Below are 24973 nucleotides of genomic sequence, written 5' to 3' on the forward strand. Positions count from 1 at the left end.
AAAAAAATGCAGAAAAGAATAACTTTTATTGGTACAGGAGCTTGAGCAAGTGGGCTTGCAACAGTTTTAACTAAAAATAATCATTTTGTTACAATGTGAGGAATAGACCAAAAAGAAATAGATGATATTAATAATGGTTTAAATACAAAATATTTTGGCAATTCAAAATTTAATAATCCAAATTTATTACAAGCAACAAACGATTTAAAAAAAGCGTTAGAGGGAACAGATTTAATAGTTTTAGCAGTTCCTTCAGCCGCTTTTGATTCTGTAATTCCTAAAATTTTAGAAAATTCAGATTCTAAAAAATTAAATATTTTAAATGTAGCAAAGGGAATTGATTCAAAAACAAAAAATTTTTTTTCTGAAGTAATAAAGAAAGAATTCGGTAATAGATTGGAAAATTGTGCTACTCTAATTGGTCCTTCATTTGCTGTTGAAGTATTTCAAAATGTAATGACAATGGCTAATATAGTTGGTATAAATCAAATATTTCTTGAATGAGTAGCAGCATTATTTAATAATGACAAATTTAAATTAGTTATTAACACTAATGAACAAGGAGCAGAATTATTTGCTGCACTTAAAAATGTTTTAGCAATTGGTCTTGGAATTAATCAATATTCAAATCCAGATTTAAAAAATCCGCAAGCCGCTTTATTATCAATAGGAGTTAAAGAAATAAATAAAATTTATAAAGCTCTTTTTGAAAAAGCAGATGATGAAATAGCCTTTGATTTAGCAGGAATAGGGGACATCTTTTTAACTTGTTCTTCTGAAAAAAGTAGAAATTTTTCTTTTGGACTTCAAGTCGGAGAATATGGGGTACAAAAAGCTCTAGAAATGAATACTAAAACAGTAGAAGGTTATAGAACGGCAAATATCTTTAAATCAATTTTAAAAGATTTAAAAATTCATGTTCCCTTTTTTGAAAATATAATTGATGTTTTATTCAATAATAAACCTCAAACAGAGCTGCTAGATTTCATTAAAAAATATTAATTTAAATAAATTGCACTAATTTAGTGCATTTTTTATTCGAATAAAAGAAGGTTATAATTAAAAAATAAAAATAATTATATTTTTTTAATAATGTATATAATTGTATTAGTTTTTAAGACTTATGTAATATAATAAAGTACGTATGGCACTATAGCCAAACGGCCAAGGCATAAGTCTGCAAAACTTTGATTTACGGGTTCGAATCCCGTTAGTGCCTCCATATGCGCCCATAGCTCAATTGGACAGAGCGTTTGGCTACGGACCAAAAGGTTAGGAGTTCGACTCTTCTTGGGCGCGCCAAATCATTTATTTGACCAAACACGATTATTCGTGTTTTTTATTTTTATTAATATGAAAACAAAAAATCAAAAGGACATTCATAAATATAAAAATTGAAAGTCAAAAAATCCAAAAGGAATGAAAATAGAAATTTTTAAACTAATAGAAATTAAACTTTGCAAAATAAAATAAATAAAATTCAGAACATAAGGTAATCAAAAAAGAAGAATCGAACTTAAATAAACAAATTCAAAGACAGGCATAAATATTAAAATTCAAAATACAGAAAATAAATTGTATTTACCAATAGAATAAATAATGAAAAAAGAATTAAAAATATTTAAAATGAAAAATAATTTTATTTTTTGCAAAAAATTATTAGGTTTTTTATTCAACTTTATAATGAAATAATTACCAAAACTAAGTAAAAATCCTAAATTTAAAAAAATTTTTGTTTGCAAAATGAATAAAAAAATAAGTGAGAAAATTAAACCGTCAAAATTTCTAGCTTTTTTATTGATTTTTTCATAAAGTTTAACTAATAAAACTCTTATTGGGGAAATAAAAGAGAATGTAAAAAATATATAAAACGAAACTATAATGAAAGCAAAATAAAAAGAATCAATTTTTATTTTAAAAATTGAGAAAACTTTTTTCAACATTCAGAAAATAATATCAATGTGTAGCCCTGAAATTATTATTAAATGAATAATTGACAAATAATGAGTATTTTTTATTAATTCTCCATTCGTTTCTTTTTCTCCAAAAACAAAAATTTTTCAATAATTATCAAAGATTTCTCCTTGTTCCCTACTAAAAATATTGATTAAATTGAAAATCGAAATATTAGGTTTTTGAATATGGTGAATTGTTGTATCAGAAAGAATATATTTAACATTTTTGTTGATTGCTCATAAACTGTTGCTGTTTTGAAATTTAAATATTGTTCCTTCGATAACAATTTTGGAACCAATTTCAACTTTATTAAATTGAGAAAAATCATGCTGATAAGAAATTATTCTTTCGTTTTCAAAATTGATTAAAAAATATTTTTGATTTGCTTCTGTAATATTAGTTTCAAATAGATATTTTTGCCCAATCTTTAAAAAAGAATTTTCTGAATTTTTCAAAAAAAATTCAGAAAAAATTAAAAGTAAAATAATAAAAATTAATATTTTTCAATATTTAATTCAATAAACAAAAAGTAAAATCAAAAAAATAGAAATTACACTCAGAACTATTCAAAGACGTTCGAACAAAATATGACAAAATGTTTTACATAGAATATAAAATAAAAATATTCCAAAAAAAGAACTTAAATAATTATTTGACTTTTCAAAATTTTTAAAGTTTTTGAACTTAGTGAAGAAATTGATTCAATATCTTTTCAAGATTTAATTTTATTTTGTTTGTGTAAATTAAATAATTTTAATGCGCTTGTTTTGGAAATTTTTAAATTTTGTCAATCTTTTAACGATTTTATCTTATTTATAGATATTTTTGTTTGTTTATATGGTATTTCAAGTTTGAAATTTTTATTTATAGTTGAATTTAAATTTATTGTTGATAAATCTGATTCTAGCAAGGGTTTGCTAAGAGAAATTAATTCTTTCAACTTAATTGATCTATTAAATGAAAGATCAATTGGATTTTTAACAGCTCCATAAATTTTGACGGTAAAAGGTTTAATTCCCTCTTCTTTTTTTATTACTGTGGTTTGTTTTGTGTTAAATGCAATAGATGAACCAATGATAAATAAGGAAAACAAACCAACAAAAAGCCAAAAATATTTTTTCTTTCTCATACATTATTAAATTAATTTTTCATTTAAAACTTACTATTTAAAAAATAAAAAAATAAAATAATGCTTTTTTCTTTTTGTAATAGAATTAAAAAGCAATACGTGAAGAAAGCAACGGCCTAGCTTAATTATGTTGCCAAATGTATATTTAATCTTTTCTTTGTTTGTATTGCATTAAAATGAAAGGAGAAAAAATGAGCGTAAATCACAAATCTGCTTTAAGAATTGCAAAAGAACAAACAGTTCAAGAAATTAAAGATTTATTATCTTCAAAACAAACACTTCTTGTTGCGGAATATCGTGGTCTTTCAGTGGCTGAATTAACTAAATTACGTGTTGAAGCTAAAAAACAAAATTTACAAGTTAAAGTTTTTAAAAACCGTTTATTAAAATTAGCTGCTAAAGAATTAAACATTGATTTAGATCAATTTTTAACAGGACCAAACTTATTTATTTTTGGTGATGATACTAATGCTGTTTTCAAATTAGGTGTTTCTTTTGCAAAAGAAAATAAATTATTTGTAAACAAAGCAGGTATTTATGAACAAAATGTTATTGATGCAAAAGGTGTTCAAGAAGTTGCTACTTTACCAAACTATGAAGAAGCACTTACAATTCTTGCACGTTCACTTATGTCACCATTACAACAACTTTCTCTTTCATTAAAAATGTTTAGTGAAAAAGAATAATTATTAATTAATATTTGTTATAAACGAAAGGAAAATTATGGCTAAATTAGAAAAACAAACTTTTATTGAAGCTTTAAAAGAAATGTCAATTAAAGAAGTTATGGAATTAGTAGAAGCAATGAAAGAAGAATTTGGTATCGATCCTTCTGCAGTTGCTGTTGCTGCTGCTCCTGCTGCTGCTGAAGCTGAAGAAAAATCAACAGTTTCAGTTGTTATTGTTGCTGACAACGGTAAAAAATTACCAATTGTTAAAGCAGTTAAAGAATTATTAGGTTTAGAATTAATGGCTGCAAACAAATTAGTTTCTTCATTACCAGCAGTTGTTAAAGAAAACATTTCATCAGCAGAAGCTGAAGACATTAAAGCTAAATTAGTTGAAGCTGGTGCTTCAGTAGACATTAAATAATTTTAATGAAACTAAAAAATAAACACGAAAGTGTTTATTTTTTTTCTTCGTTTTGACAAAAAACGGCAACCAATTCAATGTGATAAGTATTAGGAAACATATCAACAGATTGCATAAAATTAATGCGATAATTATGATTAAGCAAAATCTTTGCATCTCGAACAAAAGTGTGCGGATTACAACTAATATAACCAATTTGTTTTGGTTTAAAATCAATAATAGACTTGATTGTTTGTTCACTAAGCCCTTCTCTTGGTGGATCTACAACAATAGTTTGAACATCATTTTTAACAAATTTTATTGTTTTTTCAACATCACCAGCAAAGAAAAATAAATTATTTATTTGATTTAAAGTAGCATTATTTTTTGCAAATTGAACTGCTTCAGGAATAATTTCTAAACCAATTACTTTTTTGGTTTTAAGAGCCAAAAATGAAGAGATAGTTCCAACTCCACAATATAAATCTAATAATGATTGATTTTGGTTTAAATTTAAATTTTCAATTAATAAATTATAAAGATTAAAAATCTGACTATTATTGATTTGGAAAAAGCTATTTCAAGAAATTTCAAATTTAAGATTTTCTATATTCATTAACAAATTAGTATGAGAATCAAATTTATTATAAATTTCTACTGTATTTTTTGAAACACAAACAATTTGCTCAATTTTAGTATTATTGAAAATTAAATTTTTTGTTTTATTCAGATTTAAATGTTTTTTTGATTTAATAATTAAAATTTGAGCTCCATTCAAATTAGACTCTCTTATTGTTATTTCTTCAACAGAAGAAAATAATGATAATCAATCATTAAAAATATTTTTAATGATTTGAATACTGCGATTTATTCCATCGGTTGCCAAAATAAAATCAGAAACAAGAACTAATTTATTTGTTAATTTTTCATATCTGCCAAAATTAATTTGATTATTTAGGACTTTAACAAAAAATTTAATTTTATTTCTATATTTTAGAATTAAGGGACTTGGAACAATAAAGTTATCTAGTTTGAAATTCAAATTCCTTTTCACAAGGTTACTTATAATTCCTTGTTTAAATTCTAATTGCCTTTGATAAGGCATTATCAACAATGGAGCATCATCTTGATAGTCTAAATTTGTTCTTTCTTTCGACCTTAAATGAAATTTTATAACTTCAGCGTAAGCCACTTTGGATGTAACTTTTGTGATTTTAATATCAGCTATTTCATTTGGCAAAACATTTTTAATCAAAATTGTTTTATTTTGAGATTTTAAAATCCCATATCCTTCGTAAGAAAGTTCTGTAATTTTTACGTTTTCAAAAATTTGTTCTACTTTTAACATTTATTAATTTTAATATAAAAAAAGAGCTTTTTTAGCTCTTTTAAAGATTAACATATAAGATATTAGAAAATAAAAGTTTCACGCATAAAACTTTTAAAATTATTAAATGAAAGGAGTATTAAACTCTTAAGCAACTATCCTCATTAATCGGACTAGTAATCATTCATCTCGAATGCATTGTGTATATTATATACTAAAATTGAATTTATAATTATTTTTTAAATTTTATATTTAATAAATAATTGATTCCTTTAGTTGTAATTTTTCTACCCCTTGCATTTTTAATTATAAATTGATGAAAAATTAACAATGGTTCAATATCATTTATTAAATTATTTTTATCGGCATTTAATATTCCACAAATTGTATTTATTGAAGCAAATTTTTCATTAAAAAGATCATTTAATACGTTTAAATAATCAATATGCTCACGAGTAAGTCCGAGAGGAAATAATTCAAGATGTTTAAAAGTTTCTATTATTAAATTTTTATTAATATTAGTTAATTTATTAAATTGAGCAAAATCGTCAATTCTTTTTAATAAATGGTTTGCAATTCTAGGCGTATTTCTTGAATACTCTGCAATTACAAGCAAATTATTATCATCAATTTTTATATTTAAAGTCTTTGCGCTTTGTTTTAATATTTCTTTTATTTCTTCTAATTCATATATATTGAATTTAGCTTTTAAGCCGAATCTATCTTTTAAAGGTTTACTAATTAAATTAATTTGAGTTGTTGCGCCGAGAAGTGTAAATTTCTTCAAATTCATACGCATAACTTTGGAATCGCCTTCTGGACCAATTATGATATCAATTTTAAAATCTTCCATTGCTCCATAAATTAATTCTTCTACATTTTTGTTTATGCTATGAATTTCATCAATAAATACTATATCTCCTTCATTTAAAACTGAAAAAACGGAAAGAATATCAGACTTTTTTTCAAGTAATGAACCTTGTAAAAAATGAATTTTTCTTTCGGTTTCATTCGCAATAATTGTAGCCAATGAAGTTTTTCCAACGCCTGGTGGGCCATAAAAAAGTATATGATCTAATGGCTCTTTTCGATTTTTAGAACCTTCAATCATTGCTTTTAAAGTTTTTATTAATTTTTTCTGTCCAATAAATTGTTCAAAAAATCTAGGCCTTAATATTAGGTTTTTCATATTCTTTGCTTATATATCGAATTGCTTGATCAATATTAGTTTCGATATCTTTATCAAACTCAATGTTGTTTATCGCATTTTGAATTTGTTCATTTTTGAAACCAAGCATTTTAAGTGTATCTTTAATAGTATTTATTTGTTCTTTTTGTTCATTGTTATTATTCGAAGTATTGATGTTTTTATTCATCATTTTGCTTCATTTATTTTTTAATTCAAAAATAATTAGTTTTGCAGTCTTAAGACTTAAATAAGAAATTTTAGTTAAATTTTCCATATTTTCATTAATTATTCAATCAACAATTTTCTCTCAATCGTTATCTAAAATATTAAAAGCTAATTTTGGCCCTATGCCATTAATTGAAATTAAATCTTGAAATAATAATCTTTCTTTAAATTCCTTAAATCCATAAGTGTTCTTTTGATATTCATTATTAATTTCTATTAAAAATAATTTAATTTTTGTTTTAGCTTCAAATCTTTCATGATTTGGAACCATAATAGAATATCCAGTTCCATAAGATTCTAAAATTAAATTATTATTGTTTTTATGTACTATTTCACCAAATCTATATAAAATCATTTTTTCTCCTACAATTTTTAATTGAAATTAATCGAAAAATGAAGAACAAAAGAAAAAAAATAAAAAATTAAGCAAAATTTTGTAAAAAAAATCAGCCGTAGCTGATTGATGCATTTGCAATTGGTGCGCAAAGAGGGACTTGAACCCTCACGCCGTAAAGCACTAGAGCCTAAATCTAGCGTGTCTGCCAATTTCACCATTCGCGCTTATGCTCGTAAAGGATTTGCACCTTCAAGTATAACTTCTATCTATAGTTAAGCATATGGTGCCGGCTATAGGACTCGAACCTACGACCTACTGATTACAAGTCAGTTGCTCTACCAACTGAGCTAAGCCGGCGTGTTTGCTAAACAATTATACACAATAAAAAATAAAGTCAATATTTTTTATAAAATAAAATTTAATTAAAATCACAACATTAATAAACGTTGTGATTTTAATTAAATACTATTTTTTATTGATTGACTTTTAAAATTTTAATTTTGTAAATTCCTTTTCACATTCAAGCAAATGCATATGGAATAGTTAAACCCATTACAACTACAACTATATTAAGAAAAATAGTTAAAGTTAAATTTTCTCCATTAGTAAATAATGGTTTTAAGAAATTTAAAAATGGGTAAATTACTAATCTTGTATCATTAAAAACTCTGGCTGAAACATTAATTTCTTCAACAGCCTGAGTAACTGGTAATCCAATAAAATAAATTACAAGAGCAATTAAATAATAACCTAATAAAGTTAAAGGGGCTAAATTAATAGTTCATTTACTTAAATTAATTTCTTTTCTATTAATGCCTAATAAAATAATTCCAATAGTTGGATTAATTAAATGCACAAGCAGTGAAGCAAAGAAACTTCAAGGGTTTAATTTTCCATTAAAACTCTCTGGAAAAATTAAAGTTCAAAAAACACTAAATGTAATTGTTATATAAACTGTGGTTAAAAAAGCAAATCTTTGCAAACTTTTTTTGTTAGTAAATAATGCAAATAAAAAGAAAGCAACAATCAAAAGAAAATTTGAGATATAAGTAAAATAAGAAGTAATATCTCAAAACTCAGGGATTATACGAGGAAAATAACCAGCTTGAAAAATAAGTGTCTTTTCTTCTAAAGTTAATTTATTTAAATTTTTTAACATTAAGTTTCTTGTAACAATTCAACTAATAATTATTGCACTTAAAAAAAATAAACCCATTACAATTGAAAGTGAAAAAGTTGTCTTTTGTTTTCAATTTAAATTTTTTATTTTTTGTTTAAATTTTAATATTTGTTCCATAATGAAAAAATTTTATAAAAAATATTTTGATTTACCAATTTATTATGGTAATATATTTATCGAAGTGGTTATAGCAAGATGGTACACCTGATCCCATTCCGAACTCAGTAGTTAAGCATCTTAGTGCCGACGATAGCCGAAAGGTGAAAATAGGGAGCTGCTTTTTTTATTTTCTTTTTTATATAAAAAAAATAAAACAAGCTTGCGCCTGTCATATTAATAATTATCTTCTTAAATTAATTTTGAGCTTGAAGTCTTTCTGCTCTTCTTTTATCACGTGCTTGTTCTAATTGGATTTTGTGTACTCTTTTAGCAGCACGTTCTTTATTTTTTCTTCTAGTAATTTTTCTCACAATAAATTCCTTTATACGTAATAAATATAGGTTATTTTACCATAAGTTGATTAAATTTTGTTTTAATTTCTTCAACTTTGTTCAGTCTTTCTCAAGGTAAATCTAAATCATTTCTGCCAAAGTGTCCAAAAGTAGCTGTTTGCTCGAAAATTGGTTTACGCAACTCTAAAGCTTGAATAATTCTGCTTGGTCTAAGATCAAAAACATCATTAATTACTTGGATAATATTTTGTAAATATTGATTATCACCATAGCCAAAAGTATCTACATAAATTGAGGTTGGTTCAGCAATCCCAATAGCATAAGAAACTTGAATTTCAACTTTAGGTAAAATACCGGCAGCTACTAAATTTTTTGCTATTCAACGGCAAGCATAAGCTGCAGAGCGATCAACTTTAGTTGAATCTTTTCCACTAAAAGCACCTCCGCCATGTTTTGCTGCTCCTCCATAAGTATCCATAATAATTTTTCTACCAGTTAAACCAGTATCTCCAACAATACCACCGATTACAAATTTTCCAGTTGGATTAATTAAAATTCTTTTCGCTTGTTCAAAACCATATTTGTTTAAGACAACTTTAATAATTTTATTGCTAATAAAATTTTTAAATTCTTGTTCTTCATTATCATTTGCAAAATCAAGATGTTGAACTGAAACTAAAACAGTATCAATAATAGGTTTTGAACCACTATAGTCCACTGTTACTTGACTTTTCATATCACTTTTAATTTGTTGATGAAATTTTTGATTTTCTTGATTTAAATCAGCTTCATTGATACGATAATTTTCAATTTCTTTTAATATCGCATGACTTAAAGTTAGGGCTAAAGGCATATATTCAGCAGTTTCATTTGTCGCAAAACCAAACATAATTCCTTGATCACCTGCTCCAATTTCACCATTAGATAAGTCAACACCTTGAGCAATATCTGGACTTTGTTTTTGAATATTGATCAAAATTTGAATTTCATCATTTCATTGATTAGCTCTTTGAAAAACATCTTTAACAATTTTTTCAATATCAACATTAGCAGTTGAAGTAATTTCTCCAGAAACGACGATTAATTTACCAGAGGCCATGGTTTCAACAGCTACTCTAGCATTTATGTCTTGGGTTAAATAGGCATCAAGCACAGCATCTGAAATTTGGTCACAAAGTTTATCTGGATGTCCGACACCGACAGATTCACTTGTAAATAAATTTTTTATTATCATAATAGCTCCTCATGTTATTTTAAAACACAAGAGACTGAAATTTCATGAGACATGTTAGGTAAATACCCCTCATCTTCCACCTTGCTTTTATTGTAGGTTGGCATGCTTCACAGTGATTAACTCAGCAACTCTAAATGTTTGAATTTATTATAACTATCAAAATGAAGAAGCAAAACAAAATTAAAATTTTTAATTTTTTACGAAAAAAGTTAAAAATATGCTAATATTATTTTGCATTAAGCGGAAACGTAATTTAATGGCAAAATATCAGCTTGCCATGCTGACTATGGGGGTTCGATTCCCCTCGTTTCCTCCATATGTTTAATCACCTAAATAAAATGTTAAAAAAATTATTTAATAAAAATAAATTTATGTATATAATTAGTTAGCATTTTATAAGTGCCGATTTAGCTCAGCGGTAGAGCAGCTGGCTGTTAACCAGTTGGTCACAAGTTCGATCCTTGTAATCGGCGCCATTATGGTCTGTTGGTGAAGCGGTTAACACACATGGTTTTCATCCATGCACGCACGGGTTCGATCCCCGTACAGACTGCCATTTTGGAGAGTTAGCTCAGTTGGGAGAGCAACGCCCTTACAAGGCGTGGGTCATGGGTTCGAGCCCCTTACTCTCCACCATATGTCAGAAAGCAACCAAAAGTTGCTTTTTTTCTTTTTTAATTTTTAATTGTCAATTTTTTTAAACATTTTTTTGTGTTAAAATAAAACTTATGTTTAAAAAATCAGGAAAAGACGCATGAAATGTTGTTAAACGTGGCAACATGTTTATGCTTGCAATCGGTTTATTATTAGGTACAGCTTTCAACGCAGTTGTTAGTTCATTAGCTAATGATGTGATTATGGCAGCAATTGCTGCTTACTTCAAAGTAGCATCAGTTGCTGATTTAACTGCAGGACCAGTTTTAATTGGTAAATTCTTATCTGCTTTAATTTCATTCTTAATTGTAGCAGTAGTTATTTTTGTTGCATTATGATTTGGTTTTTACATTGTTAATTTAGTAAAAGCTCATAAAGCAAAGAAAAATCCAGCTCCTGTTGTTGAAGTAAAACCTACAACCGAAGAATTAATTCTTGCTGAATTAAAAGAACTTAATAAAAAATTAGAAAACAAAAAATAGGAAAGTGAAAGACGATGCAAATGCATCGTTTTTATTTTCCATTCGTAAAAATAATGAAAAATAAAAAACTGCATAAAGCAGTTTTTGTAAGTAAGATTATTTTTTTTCTTTGTGATTTGTATGTTGGTTGCATTTTGCACAATATTTAGAAAGTTCTACTTTTTCAGGATGATTTTTTTTATTTTTTTTACTGATGTAGTTTTCCATTTTGCAGTTAGCACACGCTAATGTAAATCCTTCTCTTGCCATTTTTAAACCTCCTATATTTGCTAAATAATGCCATAATTATAACATTAAGAATGTTTATTTAATATTAATAAGGACATTTTACATTTTTTTTAATTTTTGTTGAATATTTTGCAATTTTTTAATTGCTTTGTTAACGCTATCATAAGCAGCAGAACGAGAAGTAGCAGTTTCATTTGCTATTTCTTGATATGATAAATTTTCATAAAAATATAAAATGAAAGCTTGTTTTTGAATTTGAGTTAAAAAATCTTGGTAAGTTTCGAATAAAGTAATAAGTTCTTCTCTTTTAATTAAATCATTAATATTATCGTTCATGATTAATTTATTAAATCTCTTGTCATTGCATAAATAAATTTTTCTAAATCAAATTCAGCTAAATCTTCAACACCTTCACCGAGTCCAATATATTTAACATTTAAGTCAAATTCATCTTTAATCGATAAAACAATTCCACCTTTAGAAGTTCCATCCATTTTGGTTAAAATAATTCCTGTTAATTTAGCAACTTCTGAAAAATGTTTAGCTTGACTAATACCATTTTGTCCTGTTGTTGAGTCTAAAACTAAAAGACATTCATGAGGCGCACCGGATTGAAAACGATTAATAATTGCATAAATTTTTTCTAATTCACGCATTAAATTAATTTTATTTTGCAATCTGCCGGCTGTATCAATTAATAATAAATTATAATTCTCATTTTTAGCTTTTTCTAAAGCTTGATAAACAACACTAGCTGGATCAGCATTTTCTTTTTCACTTTTAACTATATCTGCACCCACTCTTTGCGCTCAAATTTCTAATTGGCTGACCGCACCAGCTCTAAATGTGTCGCCAGCAGCGATTAAAACTTTTTTACCTGCTTGAATATATTTATGTGCAATTTTAGCAATTGAAGTAGTTTTGCCAGATCCATTAACTCCAATAAAAATGAAAACATTTAAACGGTTATTTTCATAATTTAAATTAGTATCAACGATAGAATTATTGGTATAAATAACAAACATTTGATCAGCAACTAATTCACCAATTAATTTAGGATCAGTTAAATTCCTTTTAGAAACTTCATTTCTAATATGGCTAATGATTGCATAAACTAATTTAGCATTAATATCAGACATAATTAAAATTTCTTCAAGTTCTTCATAAAAATCTTCATTAATCTTATTGTGTTTTTGTTGTAATTCTAAGATTTTTAAACCAAGTGAGCTTGATTTTGATAAACCAGTTTTGTATTTATCTAATTTTTCACTTTCAGCTAATTCAATTTTGGCTTTTTCTTCAATTTGTGCAGATTTCTTTTCTAATTCTGCGCTGTCATCATCTTTTTTCTTAAATAATTTATTTTTCAAATAATTAAAAAAACCCATCATAACTCCTTGAGTAATTTATGCATTAATTATAAATTTTATATATAAAATTTAATTATTAATATATTACAAAGGATTAAAAAGATGAATAAAGAAGAATTATTAGTCGCTTCAATGCGTGGAATCGCTCTCGATTCAATTAATAAGGCAAAAGGTGGGCACATCGGAATGGCAATTGGTGCTGCCAATATTACTTATAGTTTGATTGCAAAAACTTTAAATTTTTCAGTTGATAACCCTAAATGAATTAATAGGGATAAATTTGTTTTATCAGCTGGACATGGTTCAATGAGTTATTACTCAATTATGCACTTTTTAGGTTTATTATCTTTAGAAGATATGCAAAATCATAAATTATTAAATTCTAAAACCCCTTCACATCCGGAAACACATAATTTTAGTTATGTTGATGCAACTACAGGTCCTTTAGGTCAAGGAATTGCAATGGGTGTAGGAATGGCTTTGAGTGAAAAATATTTGGCTCAAAAATATAACCGTGCAAATTATGATTTATTTGATCACTATGTTTATGTATTGCATGGCGATGGATGTTTACAAGAAGGTGTAGCTTTAGAAGCCTTACAATTCGCTGGTACTAATAAACTTGATCGTTTAATTTTGATTCACGATTATAACAATATTCAAATGGACTCAAAAGCTGAAGAAGTCAATGGAATTAAATTATTGAATTATTTTAAAGCAATGAATTTTGCGACTTTTGATGTAGAAAAAGATGAACCTAGCGCTATTTTAGAAGCTATCAAAGCAGCTAAAGAATCACAAAAACCATCATACATTAGAGTGCATACAAGAATTGCCAAAGCCACTGAATTTGAGAATCAATCTAAAGGTCATCATGGAACACTAGATGAAGAAAAAACAAAACTATTTAAAACCAAATTAGGCTTAAATAATTTTGAACCATTTGTTTATGATAAAGAAGCTTACGCTTATGCAGAAAAATTGTTAAAAAATAAGCAATCTAAATATACAGATTGATTGAAATTATTTAAAAAATATCAAAATCAATATCCAAATGAAGCTAAAGAAATCAACAATTTAATTCATGGAGAAATTGAAATAAATTTCGAAAATTTAGTTTTTGATAAAACTAATCGTCCAACTAGAGATTATATTACCACTATTATGCAACATTTAACTAATAATCCTTATATAGTAGGGGGCTCAGCTGATTTATCTAAACCAACTCAAGTTGCCTTTTCTAAAGATATTTGAGAAGGAGGCCAAAATATTAAATATGGAATTAGAGAATTTGCAATGGTGGCAATTAATAATGGAATTAATTTGGCTTCAAATTTAAGAACGATTGATTCAACTTTCCTTTCTTTTGCTGACTATGCCAAAGCAGCAATTAGATTAGGAGCCATTATGAATTTAAATGGCGTACATATTTTTAGTCATGATTCTTATCAAGTGGGTGGGGATGGTCCAACACATCAACCTTATGATCAATTGCCAATGTTAAGAGCAATGGACAACGTGAATGTCATTAGACCTTGTGATGAATCTGAATTATTAATGGCTTTCAAAGAAGCATTTAATCCTCTTAATAAAGATAGTCAAACTTGCATCATTGTAACACGTCAACCACTTAAAAGTTTTAATTTAGTGGCAAACAATAAAACTGCTTATGTAATTCATAGAACTAATGCTAAAAAATTAGATTTATCATTGGTTGCATCAGGTTCAGAAGTTGAATTAATTTACAATGCAGCATTAGAATTAGAAAAAGAATATAACTTAAATGTACAAGTAATTTCAGTTCCTAATTTAAAAAGATTAGTAAATGATCAAGAAAGAATTAAAAAATTAGAATTAAATAAAGCTCCAATTTTAGCAGTAGAAGCTTCAAGTGATTCAATGTGATATCAATTAGCAAAATATGCTCCAATGGATGCACAATTAGCAAGCGGCTTTGGATATTCAGCACCAGGCCAAGAAGTTTATGAATTAAAAGGTTTTAGTATAAAAAATATAATTAAAAAAGTTAAAAAATTATTAAATATTGATTAATTACGTTTGTTTAAAGAGGAGGTGTCAAGCACCTCTTTTTATTAACCCAAAAAAATAAAAAAATTAGCACTTTTTAGTTTGGAGTGCTAAAAAGTGTGCTAAAATAATTTACATAAATATCAAAATTTCATTATGAAAGGCGGAATATTATGGCTAAAGAAATTATTTTAGGTATTGACCTTGGTACAACAAATTCAGTTGTAGCAATTGTGGATAATGGTCAACCAATTGTATTAGAAAATTTAAATGGTAAAAGAACTACTCCTTCAGTTGTAAGTTTTAAAAACGGAGAAACAATTGTTGGAGATAATGCTAAAAATCAAATCGAAACTAATCCAGACACTATTTCATCAATTAAAAGATTAATGGGTACTAATAAAACTGTTAAAGCAAATAATAAAGATTGAAAACCAGAAGAAGTTTCAGCAATTATTTTAGAACACTTAAAAAATTATGCGGAAAAGAAAATTGGACAAAAAATTACTAAAGCAGTTATTACTGTTCCAGCTTATTTTGACAATGCACAACGTGAAGCTACTAAAATTGCAGGAAAAATTGCTGGTTTAGATGTATTAAGAATCATTAACGAACCTACTGCTGCAGCTTTAGCATTTGGTTTAGATAAAACTGATAAAGAGAAAAAAGTTTTAGTATTCGATCTTGGTGGTGGAACATTTGACGTTTCAATTTTAGAATTAGCTGGGGGAACTTTTGAAGTTTTATCAACAGCTGGAGATAATCATTTAGGTGGTGATGACTGAGATCATGCTATTGTAAATTGATTAGTTGAAAAAATTGAAAGTGAATATAAAACTGATATTAAAAATAATAAAATGGCAATGGCTCGTTTAAAAGCAGCTGCTGAAAAAGCAAAAATTGATTTATCATCATCAATGACTGCGAATATTTCATTACCATTCTTATTAGTTACTGAAGCTGGTCCTGTTAACTTTGAAACTGAATTAAAACGTAGTGAATTTGAAAAAATGACAGAAGGTTTATTAGAAAGAACACGTAAACCAATTGAAAGAGCATTGGCAGATGCAAAATTAAGTGCATCCGATTTAGATGATATTTTAATGGTTGGTGGATCTACAAGAATGCCAGCTGTACAAGAATTAGTTGAAAAAACATTAGGTAAAAAACCAAATCACTCAGTGAACCCTGATGAAGTGGTTGCTTTAGGTGCTGCAATTCAAGGAGCTGTATTAGCTGGTGATATTGATGATATTTTATTAGTTGATGTTACTCCATTAACTTTAGGAATTGAAACAGCAGGAGGAATTTCAACTCCTTTAATTGCAAGAAACACAAGAATTCCAATTACCAAAAGTGAAGTATTTTCAACATATCAAGATAACCAAACAGAAGTGACAATTAGAGTTGTACAAGGTGAAAGACCAATGGCTTCTGAAAACAAATTGTTAGGTCAATTTAATTTAACAGGTATTGAACCAGCACCTCGTGGAGTACCTCAAATTGAAGTTATTTTTAAAATTGATGCAAATGGTATTACTACAGTAACAGCCAAAGATAAAAAAACAGGCAAAGAACAAAGTATCACTATTGAAAATTCAACTAAATTATCAGATGAAGAAATTCAAAAAATGATTAAAGAAGCTGAAGAAAATAGAGAAGCAGATGCTAAAAAAGCAGCTGATGTTGAAATTTTAGTTAAAGCAGAATCATTATTAAATACTTTAGAAAAATCATTTACCGAAAATAAAGATAAACTTCCTGAAGAACAACAAAAACAATCACAAGAACAAATTGACAATCTTAAAAAAGCAATTGAAGCTAAAGATTACGACAAATTAAGAGAAATTGTTAATACTTTTAACCAAGCATTTGAACAAATGCAAAATCAAGGTTTTAAAGAAGAAGACGCAAAATAACAAAAAAATGAATCGAATATCGATTCATTTTTTTCTTACAAATTAAGCCTTAATTTCTTCCTCCAGCTCAAATAATATTTTATCTACATTAAGCTCGTCTAACTTATTATAATAATCAATTTTTAATTTATAATCTCAAGGTTTTTTTAATTGCGATTTTGATATTTTAATATATGTAATTTTCATAAACAAAATAGCAGTAGTATAAATTTCTATAAACAATAAAACACCAAGAATAGAAATTACAGAAATAAAAAGATTCAGTTCATATTTCATAAATCAAAATATAAAAATAAGGATAATCAAAATGGAAAGCATTGATTCAATCAGATTTAAAAAAATAAATTTGAAAGAAAAACTTTTTTTCACTAATGTTAAATAACGAATAGCATGAAAACGATCATTTCATTCATATAATTTAAATTTATTTCTAATAAGTGCGTATTCTTTTTTTGTTTTTTTAAAAAATTTAATAATTGGCCAACTTATAAGTATTTTTAGTATGACACAAATGAATAAAAGCAAAGAGTAAATAATAATAATTTTCATTTTATCCAATCTATTTTTATTAAGATAAATAATTTTTAATTTATTAAATTCTATTATTAAATCTTTTTTTACAAAAAAAATGAGCCACAGCCCATTTATATTAATTCATTTTTCTTAACTTTCCAGCTTTTGCTACTACGATAATTAAGCAAATTCATGAAATTAAATTAAGAACTAAACTAATTCATGTTCCTCCTACAGGAATTGATTCCAAACTATTACCTAATAGTGCAATAATTAATATAATTCCAGCAAATGCTCTTAATTCTTCAATTCCTAATGCATAAAAAATAGTAAATGCAAAAATGAAGAAATAAATTATTTTTAATGCAATTACAGTATAAGTCATAGCGCTTTCGCCAGCAAGAGCTGCAGGGATTGTAACTGCAAGAACAATTAACAATCATAATAAGCTTAATAAACCAAGAGTAAAAGTTAAATTAGCTCTTTTTTGAATCTTTCCATTCATATTTATCCTCTCAAAATGAATATATCTATGCAAATTAGATTTATATAGTTTATATTATATTTATCTCTATCAAAATAATTTATGAAAAATAACTAAAAGATTGTTTTTTAAATAAAAAAAGGAATTTTTGAATTTGCTATTTAAAAAATAAAAAATGCTAAAATTAATAGTATGAAAAATCTTGCAAATGATCTTCGACCTCAGACTTTGAATGACATTATTGGGCAAAAACAAGCAGTTAATTTATTAAAACAAATTGCTAAAAATAAATTAAGAACAAGTTTTATTTTTTTTGGTGAAGCAGGAACTGGTAAAACTTCTTCAGCAATTGCACTTGCAAATGATTTAAAAATGAAATATGGACTTTTTAATGCGACAATTAATTCTAAAAGTGATTTACTAAACTTAATTGAAAATAATGAAATTTTAATTATTGATGAAATTCATAGATTGAATAAGGATAAACAAGATATTCTTCTTTCATATTTAGAATTTGACAAAATAATTGTTTATGCAACCACAACTGAAAACCCATATTTTAGGGTAAATCCGGCTTTAAGAAGTAGAATGCAAATTATTCAATTTAATAAACTTAGTGAAGTAGAAATTTTCGAAGGGTTAAAAAACGTAATTAAAAATAATTATGCGAATATGAAAATTTCAAATGAGGTTTTAATGGCACTTGTGCGGCATTCAACCGGAGATTATCGCTCCTCTTTAAATGATTTACAACTTTTATATCTTTTAAAAAATGATGAAGAAATTACTTTTGAAGATATTAAAAAATTAATACCTAATATTAATTTTTATAGTGATATGAATTCTTCAGCTCATTATAATAATTTATCCGCCTTTCACAAATCTTTACGAGGTAGCGACGTTAATGCAGCTCTCTATTATGGAACTATCATTTTAAAATCAGGCGATTACCAAGGATTATTTAGAAGATTGCTTGCGCATAGTTATGAAGATGTGGGTTTAGCTGATCCAAATTTAGCTTTAAGAGTAAATAATGCTTTTGATGTGGTCGAAAAATTAGGTTTTCCAGAAGCAAATTTACCTGTTTATTATGCAATTATAGCTTCAGCATTAGCGCCAAAAAGTAATTCAGTTTATAAAGCTATGCATAAAACAATTGATTTTGTTGACTCGGGGAATATTTATGAAGTTCCTAAACACTTAAGAGATAGTCATTATAAATCAGCAGGCAAATTAGGAGATGGTATTGGTTATAAATATCCACACGATTTTCCAAACAATGTAGTAAAACAAACTTATTTACCGAAAGAAATAAAAGATAAAACATTTTTTACTTATTCAAATAATGACTTAAGTAAGATAAAAGAATATTACGATTTTTTACAAAAATTAAATAAGGAGTAAAAATGAAAATAAATTGAGAAGAAATTGACACACTAGAAAAATTAAAATTATTAAAAAATCAATTACTCGGAAAAGAAAGTGAATTATTTGCTTTACAACAAAAAATTCGCACAAGTAGTAATGAAGAAAAGAAAGTTTTAGGACAACAAATAACTGAATTAAAGAACTTTTATGAAACTAAATTTAAAGAAATTGAAGTAAAAATCGAAAAAAACAGAATTAATGAACTAATTAAAAACGAATGAATTGAAATTAATAATCCACTTAATAATCTTGGTTCATTGCACCCAATTACTTTAATTGAAAATAGATTACGTGATTGATTTAATCAAAATGGATATGTAGAAGCTTTCGCAGGCGAAATCACTAATGATTTATATAATTTCGAAAGATTAAATATTCCAAAAGAACATCCAGCAAGAGATATGCAAGATTCATTATATATTGATATGAATTTACTTTTAAGAACCCACAACACAGGAATTACAGCTTTGGAATTAGAAAAAAATGCTAACCAAATGATAAATTCTTTTGCCATCGGTAAAGTTTATAGAAATGATGAAGATGATGCAACTCATTCACATCAATTTACTCAATTAGATTTTGTAAGTGTGGGCAAAGTAAGTTTCCCAAATCTAATTTGAACTTTAAAATCACTATTAAGTTATGTGTTTGAAACTGAATTAGAATTAAGATTAAGACCAAGTTATTTCCCATTTACTGAACCAAGTGTGGAAGTAGATATTTATTATAAAAATCGTTGAATTGAAGTTTTAGGTGCAGGTATGTTGCATCCTAATGTGTTAGAAAAAGCTGGATATAATAATAAAAAATTTAATGGTTTTGCAGCTGGTTTAGGTTTAGAAAGACTAGCAATGATTAAATACGAAATAAAAGATATTCGAGAATTTTACAAAAATGATCAAAGAACTTTAAATCAGTTCAAGAGTGTTTAAAATGGTTTACCAATCATGATTAGAAGCTTTAAATTTGAATGATGAAAATGAATTATTGAATTTAATTGAAAAAATTTATCATAAATTAGAAGCAAAATCCAATCAAATTTCTCCTAAATATAATGATTTAATTAAATTAATGAAAATTTTTGATTTAAACAAGACAAAAGTAATAATTTTAGGACAAGATCCTTATCCTACTATTAATCAAGCTGATGGGATTGCTTTTAGTTCATCAAATGGAAAATTACCTAAAAGCCTAAAAAATATTTTTGTAGAACTAAAAAAAGATTATCCATTAGTTCAAATAGAAAGTTACAATTTAACAAATTGACTAGCTCAAGGAATATTATTATTAAATATTATTTGAACTGTTGATATAAATAAACCTTTGAGTCATAAAAATGAAGGTTGAGAAGAATTGACACAAAAAATTCTGGAACATATTATTAAAAAACAAGAAAAAATTTTAATTTTTCTTTTTGGTAAAAAAGTTCAGGATTTTTTCAATAAAAATATAGTAATAAAAGAAACAAAAGAAATAAAAATCGTTGAATTATCTCATCCCTCACCACTTTCATATAGTAGAGGAAAAACACCTTTTAAAGATAGTCAAATTTTTAAATTAATTAACCAATTTTATGAGAAAACACCAATAAATTTTGATTTAAAAGAAAGGAAACAATAAAATGTTGATTTCATTAAAACAATTAAATAAATACTTACCAAAAATTCAACTTGATCAATCAATTGAAAAGGTAATTAACAAACTTGGATATGAAGTTGAAAGTATTACACCTTTTAGTGATGTAAAAGGAATTAAATTTGGAAAAGTTTTAAGTGTGCAAAAAAACGAAAATTCTAAAAACTTAAATATTGTTACTTTAGAAACTAATATTGGAACAATTCAAATTCAAACAGTTGCAACAAACGCAAAAGTTGGTTACTGAACTGTAGCCTTTGTTGAAGGTGCTCAAAAAGGAGACATAGTTTTTGGCTCTAAAAAAATGGCTGGTGTTCTTTCACAAGGAATGTTATCAGGATATTCAGAATTAGGCTTTAATCCTGATTTATTACCTTATCACCCAGATGATTTAATAATGATTAAATCAAATGCAAAAAATCCTATTGATTTAGATACTGATCCAATTAAATATTTTGAATTAGATGACTATATTATTGATATTACCACCCCTTCAAATCGTGCTGATATTAATTCATATTATGTGTTAGCTTTAGAATTGTCTGCATATTATAAAACTGAATTCAAATGATTAAATTGAGATATTAAAAACTTAAAACCTAAATTCAAAAGCAAATTAAGAATTAATAAAAATTTAGCGAATGCATTGTCATTTTTAGAAGTAAAAACAAATGATATTAATACAAATTTAGACGATATGCTTTTCTTAGCAAAACATAATGTTTCTGTTAAAAATAATTGAGCAATTGATATGACTAATATTAATTTAATAATGACAGGATGCCCAACTCACGCTTATGACAAAACCAAAATTAAAAACGATATTTCATGCAATTTATATTCAGGTAAATTAGAAATTTTGGGTAACAAAGAAGTTGAAGTTGAAAATGTATTAACAATTAATGATAATGAAGGGCCAATTTCAATTGCATCAGTTATGGGATTAACTAAAACAGAAGTTGAAGCAAATACAAAAGAAGTTGCTTTTGAAATTGGATCTTTTGATATTAAAAAAATTAGACAAGCTTCAAAACAAATTAAAATTTTATCTAACTCTGCAATTCAAGGTTCAAAAGGAATCAATAATGAATTAATTAAAATGGGAATGCAATTTCTAGTTTTTAAAGCTAAAGAATATAAACATAGTTTTAGTAATATTGTTAATTTACCTGGTTCTACAAAAGCAAATACTATTATCCAAAACCGTCATAAATTAGCCACTTATGCTAATTTAACCATAGGGGAATTATCAAAATTTGCTGAGGTAGAACAACAACTAAAAAATATAGGCTTTAAAATGGACAAAAATAAAGTAACAGCCCCTAAATATCGGTCAGATATTACTTTATATGAAGATGTCATTGAAGAATATTTTAGATTTTATGGATATGATAATTTTCTTCCTGAAGCTCCAAAATTATTAACAACAAAAGTAAAACCGAAAGAAACAATTAAAAATTATTTTCAAAAAATGGGTTACCAGGAAGTTAGATCTTTCACTTTAATTGCAGAAAGTAGAAACATTTTTAATCCATTTAATTTCGAAAAACCAGTTAAATTATCAACTTTTGTTTCTTTTGAAAGAGAAGTGGTAAGGGATTCAATCATACCTTCACTTTTAGAAATTGCTGAATATAATCTTAAAAGAAAATTGACTAATTTTAGCTTTTTTGAAAAAGGAATGATAAATGAAAATAATTATGTGTATGGAATTATTTCAACTATTAAATCATTTGATGAAATAAAAAATGATATAGCTAAAATTTTAAAAACCACTAATTTAGAATTTAAACCTTTTTCTGATAATGAATATGTTCATCCAAATGCTTCTGCCAAAATTTATTATGAAAATAAATTTATTGGTTGAATAGGAAAAGTGCATCCTTATTACGCGAACAAAGTTGATGCTTTTGTTGCTGAATTTATGGATATCAATAATGAAACAAAAATTGTTTATCAAGAATACGATCAAAATCCTCTTAAAACATTAGATATTACTTTTACACTAGAATTAAATCAATCTATCGATAAAGTAATAAGTGAAATTAAACAAAATGCAAAAATTTACAATATTAAACTAATAGATACTTATGTTAATAATAATCAAAAAAATGTAACTTTTAGAATTTTTGGAGATAATGACAACATTGAAAAATTAAATCAAAAATATAATAAGTAGGTAAAATGAACAAAATAAAAAATTTAATTAAAAAAGAAGCCAAAAGACAAAGAGAACATTTTGAACTAATAGCATCTGAAAATTATGTCAGCAAAGATGTTATGAAAGCAACTGGGTCAATTTTAACTAATAAATATGCAGAAGGTTATCCTAATAAAAGATATTATGGTGGTTGCGAATATGTAGATAAAATTGAACAATTGGCAATTGATAGATTAAAAAAACTTTTTCACGTTAAATACGCAAATGTTCAACCTTATTCTGGTTCTGTAGCCAATGCAGCTGCGATTGCCGCTTGCATCAAACCAGGAGATAAAATTATGGGACTTGCTCTTGATTCAGGAGGACATTTAACTCATGGATATAAAATTAGTTTTTCCGGAGTTTATTATCAAAGCATCCCATACTATGTTAATGAAGATGGACTGCTTGATTATGAAGAAATTAAAAAGCAAGCAATTAAAGAAAAACCGGATTTAATTATTTGTGGATATTCTGCTTATTCAAGAATTGTTGATTTTAAAAAATTTAGAGAAATTGCAGATGCTTGCGGAGCTAAATTATTAGCTGATATTGCCCATATTTCAGGCTTAATTATAGGAGGAATGCATCCTTCGCCAGTTGGATTAGCCGATATAATAACTTCAACCACTCATAAAACTTTAAGAGGTCCAAGAGGGGCAATTATCATGACAAATGATGATGAATTAGCTAAAAAAATTGATAGATGAGTTTTCCCAGGCTATCAAGGTGGTCCCTTAATGCATGTAATTGCTGCAAAAGCAATTGCTTTTAAAGAAGCAAGTAAAAATTCTTTTAAAAAATATGCAATCGATATTATTAATAACACTCGCAATTTTGCTCAGTCTTTTTTAGATAAAGGCATAAAAATCGTATCTGGCGGTACAGACAATCACTTATTTACAATCAATGTTTATGATAGTTATAATGGATTAACAGGTAAAGAAGCAGAAGAGTTATTAGCTAAATTTAATATTACTGTTAATAAAAATACAGTTCCTTTTGATAAGCAACCACCTATGATTTCTTCAGGAATTAGATTAGGTACAGCAGCAATGACATCAAGAGGATTTGATAAATGATATGAATTAGGTAATATAATTCATGACATTTTGTCAAAAAATACCGAAAACGATAAAAAGAATTACCAAATTCTTAAAAAATGAACTAAAAAGTACAAAATAAAAAAACATTATTAAATTAGCTTTCAAATGAAAAAATGCCATTTTGTGGCATTTTTAAAATAATTGAAGCAAAGATTAAATAAAACTAATTTTAAACTGCTTTTTGATATTTTTGGCTGTTTCTTCAATAATTCTTTTTTCTTCTAAAAAATCATTTTCAGTAAATTCTAAATTTATTTGATTAAAACTTTCATGGTTTTTTTCTTTGAATTGCGCTCTTAACATAAAAGAAACTAAGATTGTTACTAATGCAACGCTGAAAAAAATAATTGGTAAAGAAACAAAAAACCACAATTGAAATTCTAGTTCAAAAAAGCCAAAAATTTTTGACATCACTATTAAAATTAAAAAAGAAACAGAAATAAAAGAAGAAAAGAATAAATTCACTTTTTGAAAAGAAGGAATTCCATATTTAACAAATTCTTTTTTGGTTGTAATTATTTTTAAATTTTGCTTTTGAAGTTCATTCAAAAAGATACCAAATTGTTTTTTAAATGCAATTGAATATACAAATAAAAAAATTAAAAAAGCAAATTGCAATACAGAAAAAATAGTTAAAATCAAAATATATAAAGAAGTTGAATTCATGATTATAATTTTATCTAATTTATGGATTAAAATATAAACAATTGTGAATTTGGTTTTATAAATTATTCTGGAAAATTAATTTTTATAAAATCTTTAATTTTTAATTATCAAAAATATCTTTTTTGCTACAATATAAAAACGTGCTATATATAAATAAAAA

23 protein-coding genes, 8 tRNA genes and 1 rRNA gene are annotated in these 24973 nt (G+C 26.1%); 18 read left to right on the top strand and 14 right to left on the bottom strand.

Annotated elements, in window-relative coordinates; all coding sequences use genetic code 4:
• Positions 1-6 precede the first annotated feature (6 nt).
• From Q346_RS0101565 to Q346_RS0101575, 3 genes are all read left to right on the top strand, one after another.
• Positions 7-1002, top strand: a complete 996-nt coding sequence (locus Q346_RS0101565) for an NAD(P)H-dependent glycerol-3-phosphate dehydrogenase (protein ID WP_027332781.1) — start codon at positions 7-9, stop codon at positions 1000-1002.
• A gap of 144 nt (positions 1003-1146) precedes the next feature.
• Positions 1147-1222 (top strand) — tRNA-Cys (locus Q346_RS0101570).
• A 3-nt stretch (positions 1223-1225) separates the two neighbouring features.
• Positions 1226-1302 (top strand) — tRNA-Arg (locus tag Q346_RS0101575).
• Between the two features lie 1294 nt (positions 1303-2596).
• On the opposite strand, the gene Q346_RS0101590 is transcribed toward Q346_RS0101575, so the two are convergent.
• Positions 2597-3085, bottom strand: a complete 489-nt coding sequence (locus tag Q346_RS0101590; protein WP_027332783.1) for an MAG0490 family ComEA-like DNA-binding protein — start codon at positions 3083-3085, stop codon at positions 2597-2599.
• Between the two features lie 191 nt (positions 3086-3276).
• On the opposite strand from Q346_RS0101590, the gene rplJ reads away from it, so the two are divergent.
• Positions 3277-3771, top strand: a complete 495-nt coding sequence (gene rplJ / locus Q346_RS0101595; protein WP_027332784.1) for a 50S ribosomal protein L10 — start codon at positions 3277-3279, stop codon at positions 3769-3771.
• Between the two features lie 37 nt (positions 3772-3808).
• On the top strand, positions 3809-4177 hold the full coding sequence (gene rplL / locus Q346_RS0101600; RefSeq protein WP_027332785.1) for a 50S ribosomal protein L7/L12: 369 nt from the start codon (positions 3809-3811) through the stop codon (positions 4175-4177).
• A 34-nt stretch (positions 4178-4211) separates the two neighbouring features.
• On the opposite strand, the gene rlmD is transcribed toward rplL, so the two are convergent.
• The 6 genes from rlmD to Q346_RS03795 form a co-directional block, all read right to left on the bottom strand.
• Positions 4212-5504 (bottom strand): 23S rRNA (uracil(1939)-C(5))-methyltransferase RlmD, encoded by a 1293-nt coding sequence (rlmD, locus tag Q346_RS0101605; protein WP_081774426.1) that lies wholly within the window; start codon positions 5502-5504, stop codon positions 4212-4214.
• Positions 5505-5715: 211 nt separating this feature from the next.
• The gene (ruvB, locus tag Q346_RS0101610; protein WP_027332787.1) at positions 5716-6672 is read right to left on the bottom strand and encodes a Holliday junction branch migration DNA helicase RuvB; all 957 of its coding nucleotides are present in this window, start codon (positions 6670-6672) and stop codon (positions 5716-5718) included.
• Positions 6647-7252 (bottom strand): Holliday junction branch migration protein RuvA, encoded by a 606-nt coding sequence (gene ruvA / locus Q346_RS0101615; RefSeq protein ID WP_027332788.1) that lies wholly within the window; start codon positions 7250-7252, stop codon positions 6647-6649. Before ruvA ends, ruvB begins: the two co-directional genes overlap by 26 nt.
• A 121-nt stretch (positions 7253-7373) precedes the next feature.
• Positions 7374-7458, bottom strand: a tRNA-Leu gene (locus tag Q346_RS0101620).
• Between the two features lie 57 nt (positions 7459-7515).
• Positions 7516-7591: transfer RNA gene (locus Q346_RS0101625), tRNA-Thr, on the bottom strand.
• A gap of 115 nt (positions 7592-7706) precedes the next feature.
• Positions 7707-8531, bottom strand: a complete 825-nt coding sequence (locus tag Q346_RS03795; RefSeq protein WP_051521789.1) for an MAGa3780 family membrane protein — start codon at positions 8529-8531, stop codon at positions 7707-7709.
• 60 nt (positions 8532-8591) lie between these two features.
• Here Q346_RS03795 and rrf point away from each other — a divergent pair.
• Positions 8592-8697 (top strand): 5S ribosomal RNA (rrf, locus tag Q346_RS0101635).
• Between the two features lie 218 nt (positions 8698-8915).
• On the opposite strand, the gene metK is transcribed toward rrf, so the two are convergent.
• Positions 8916-10100 (bottom strand): methionine adenosyltransferase, encoded by a 1185-nt coding sequence (metK, locus tag Q346_RS0101645; RefSeq protein WP_036437920.1) that lies wholly within the window; start codon positions 10098-10100, stop codon positions 8916-8918.
• A 242-nt stretch (positions 10101-10342) separates the two neighbouring features.
• Here metK and Q346_RS0101650 point away from each other — a divergent pair.
• From Q346_RS0101650 to Q346_RS0101670, 5 genes are all read left to right on the top strand, one after another.
• Positions 10343-10416 (top strand) — tRNA-Gly (locus tag Q346_RS0101650).
• Between the two features lie 85 nt (positions 10417-10501).
• Positions 10502-10576, top strand: a tRNA-Asn gene (locus Q346_RS0101655).
• A gap of 4 nt (positions 10577-10580) precedes the next feature.
• Positions 10581-10656 (top strand) — tRNA-Glu (locus tag Q346_RS0101660).
• 4 nt (positions 10657-10660) lie between these two features.
• Positions 10661-10736: transfer RNA gene (locus Q346_RS0101665), tRNA-Val, on the top strand.
• Positions 10737-10828: 92 nt separating this feature from the next.
• Positions 10829-11236, top strand: a complete 408-nt coding sequence (locus Q346_RS0101670) for a large conductance mechanosensitive channel protein MscL (protein WP_027332791.1) — start codon at positions 10829-10831, stop codon at positions 11234-11236.
• Positions 11237-11332: 96 nt separating this feature from the next.
• On the opposite strand, the gene rpmG is transcribed toward Q346_RS0101670, so the two are convergent.
• The 3 genes from rpmG to ftsY all read right to left on the bottom strand — a co-directional run bounded on the left by rpmG (position 11333) and on the right by ftsY (position 12852).
• Positions 11333-11485, bottom strand: a complete 153-nt coding sequence (gene rpmG / locus Q346_RS0101675) for a 50S ribosomal protein L33 (protein ID WP_027332792.1) — start codon at positions 11483-11485, stop codon at positions 11333-11335.
• Between the two features lie 78 nt (positions 11486-11563).
• Positions 11564-11800: a sigma factor-like helix-turn-helix DNA-binding protein gene (locus Q346_RS0101680; protein ID WP_027332793.1), complete on the bottom strand. Its 237-nt coding sequence runs from the start codon at positions 11798-11800 to the stop codon at positions 11564-11566.
• 2 nt (positions 11801-11802) lie between these two features.
• Positions 11803-12852 carry a signal recognition particle-docking protein FtsY gene (gene ftsY / locus Q346_RS0101685; RefSeq protein ID WP_027332794.1) on the bottom strand — a complete coding sequence of 350 codons (1050 nt, stop codon included), beginning with the start codon at positions 12850-12852 and terminating at the stop codon, positions 11803-11805.
• Positions 12853-12918: 66 nt separating this feature from the next.
• Here ftsY and Q346_RS0101690 point away from each other — a divergent pair, with 66 nt between their 5' ends.
• Complete coding sequence (locus Q346_RS0101690) at positions 12919-14886, top strand: transketolase-like TK C-terminal-containing protein (RefSeq protein WP_220094507.1); 1968 nt, start codon at positions 12919-12921, stop codon at positions 14884-14886.
• 149 nt (positions 14887-15035) lie between these two features.
• On the top strand, positions 15036-16781 hold the full coding sequence (dnaK, locus tag Q346_RS0101695) for a molecular chaperone DnaK (RefSeq protein ID WP_027332796.1): 1746 nt from the start codon (positions 15036-15038) through the stop codon (positions 16779-16781).
• A 42-nt stretch (positions 16782-16823) separates the two neighbouring features.
• Here the strand turns inward: dnaK and Q346_RS0101700 are convergent, their stop codons facing one another.
• A complete protein-coding gene (locus Q346_RS0101700) occupies positions 16824-17330 on the bottom strand; it encodes a hypothetical protein (RefSeq protein WP_027332797.1) in 507 nt (168 codons plus the stop codon).
• 100 nt (positions 17331-17430) lie between these two features.
• The gene (locus Q346_RS0101705; RefSeq protein WP_027332798.1) at positions 17431-17799 is read right to left on the bottom strand and encodes a hypothetical protein; all 369 of its coding nucleotides are present in this window, start codon (positions 17797-17799) and stop codon (positions 17431-17433) included.
• A gap of 171 nt (positions 17800-17970) precedes the next feature.
• Between Q346_RS0101705 and Q346_RS0101710 the strand changes: the two genes are divergently transcribed.
• The 5 genes from Q346_RS0101710 to glyA are packed head-to-tail and all read left to right on the top strand — an operon-like array spanning position 17971 to position 24240.
• A complete protein-coding gene (locus Q346_RS0101710) occupies positions 17971-19182 on the top strand; it encodes a replication-associated recombination protein A (RefSeq protein ID WP_027332799.1) in 1212 nt (403 codons plus the stop codon).
• A gap of 2 nt (positions 19183-19184) precedes the next feature.
• On the top strand, positions 19185-20138 hold the full coding sequence (locus tag Q346_RS0101715) for a phenylalanine--tRNA ligase subunit alpha (RefSeq protein ID WP_027332800.1): 954 nt from the start codon (positions 19185-19187) through the stop codon (positions 20136-20138).
• 1 nt (position 20139) lies between these two features.
• Positions 20140-20826, top strand: coding sequence for a uracil-DNA glycosylase (locus Q346_RS0101720; RefSeq protein ID WP_027332801.1), 687 nt, complete (start codon positions 20140-20142; stop codon positions 20824-20826).
• 1 nt (position 20827) lies between these two features.
• On the top strand, positions 20828-23020 hold the full coding sequence (locus tag Q346_RS0101725) for a phenylalanine--tRNA ligase subunit beta (protein WP_027332802.1): 2193 nt from the start codon (positions 20828-20830) through the stop codon (positions 23018-23020).
• A gap of 5 nt (positions 23021-23025) precedes the next feature.
• The gene (gene glyA / locus Q346_RS0101730) at positions 23026-24240 is read left to right on the top strand and encodes a serine hydroxymethyltransferase (protein ID WP_027332803.1); all 1215 of its coding nucleotides are present in this window, start codon (positions 23026-23028) and stop codon (positions 24238-24240) included.
• A gap of 60 nt (positions 24241-24300) precedes the next feature.
• Here the strand turns inward: glyA and Q346_RS0101735 are convergent, their stop codons facing one another.
• Entirely contained in the window at positions 24301-24813 is a 513-nt protein-coding gene (locus Q346_RS0101735) for a hypothetical protein (RefSeq protein WP_027332804.1), read from the bottom strand.
• Between the last annotated feature and the right edge of the window lie 160 nt (positions 24814-24973).

The sequence above is a fragment of the Mycoplasmopsis gallinarum DSM 19816 genome (assembly GCF_000621085.1).
Classification (GTDB): Bacteria; Bacillota_I; Bacilli_A; order Mycoplasmatales; family Metamycoplasmataceae; genus Mycoplasmopsis; species Mycoplasmopsis gallinarum.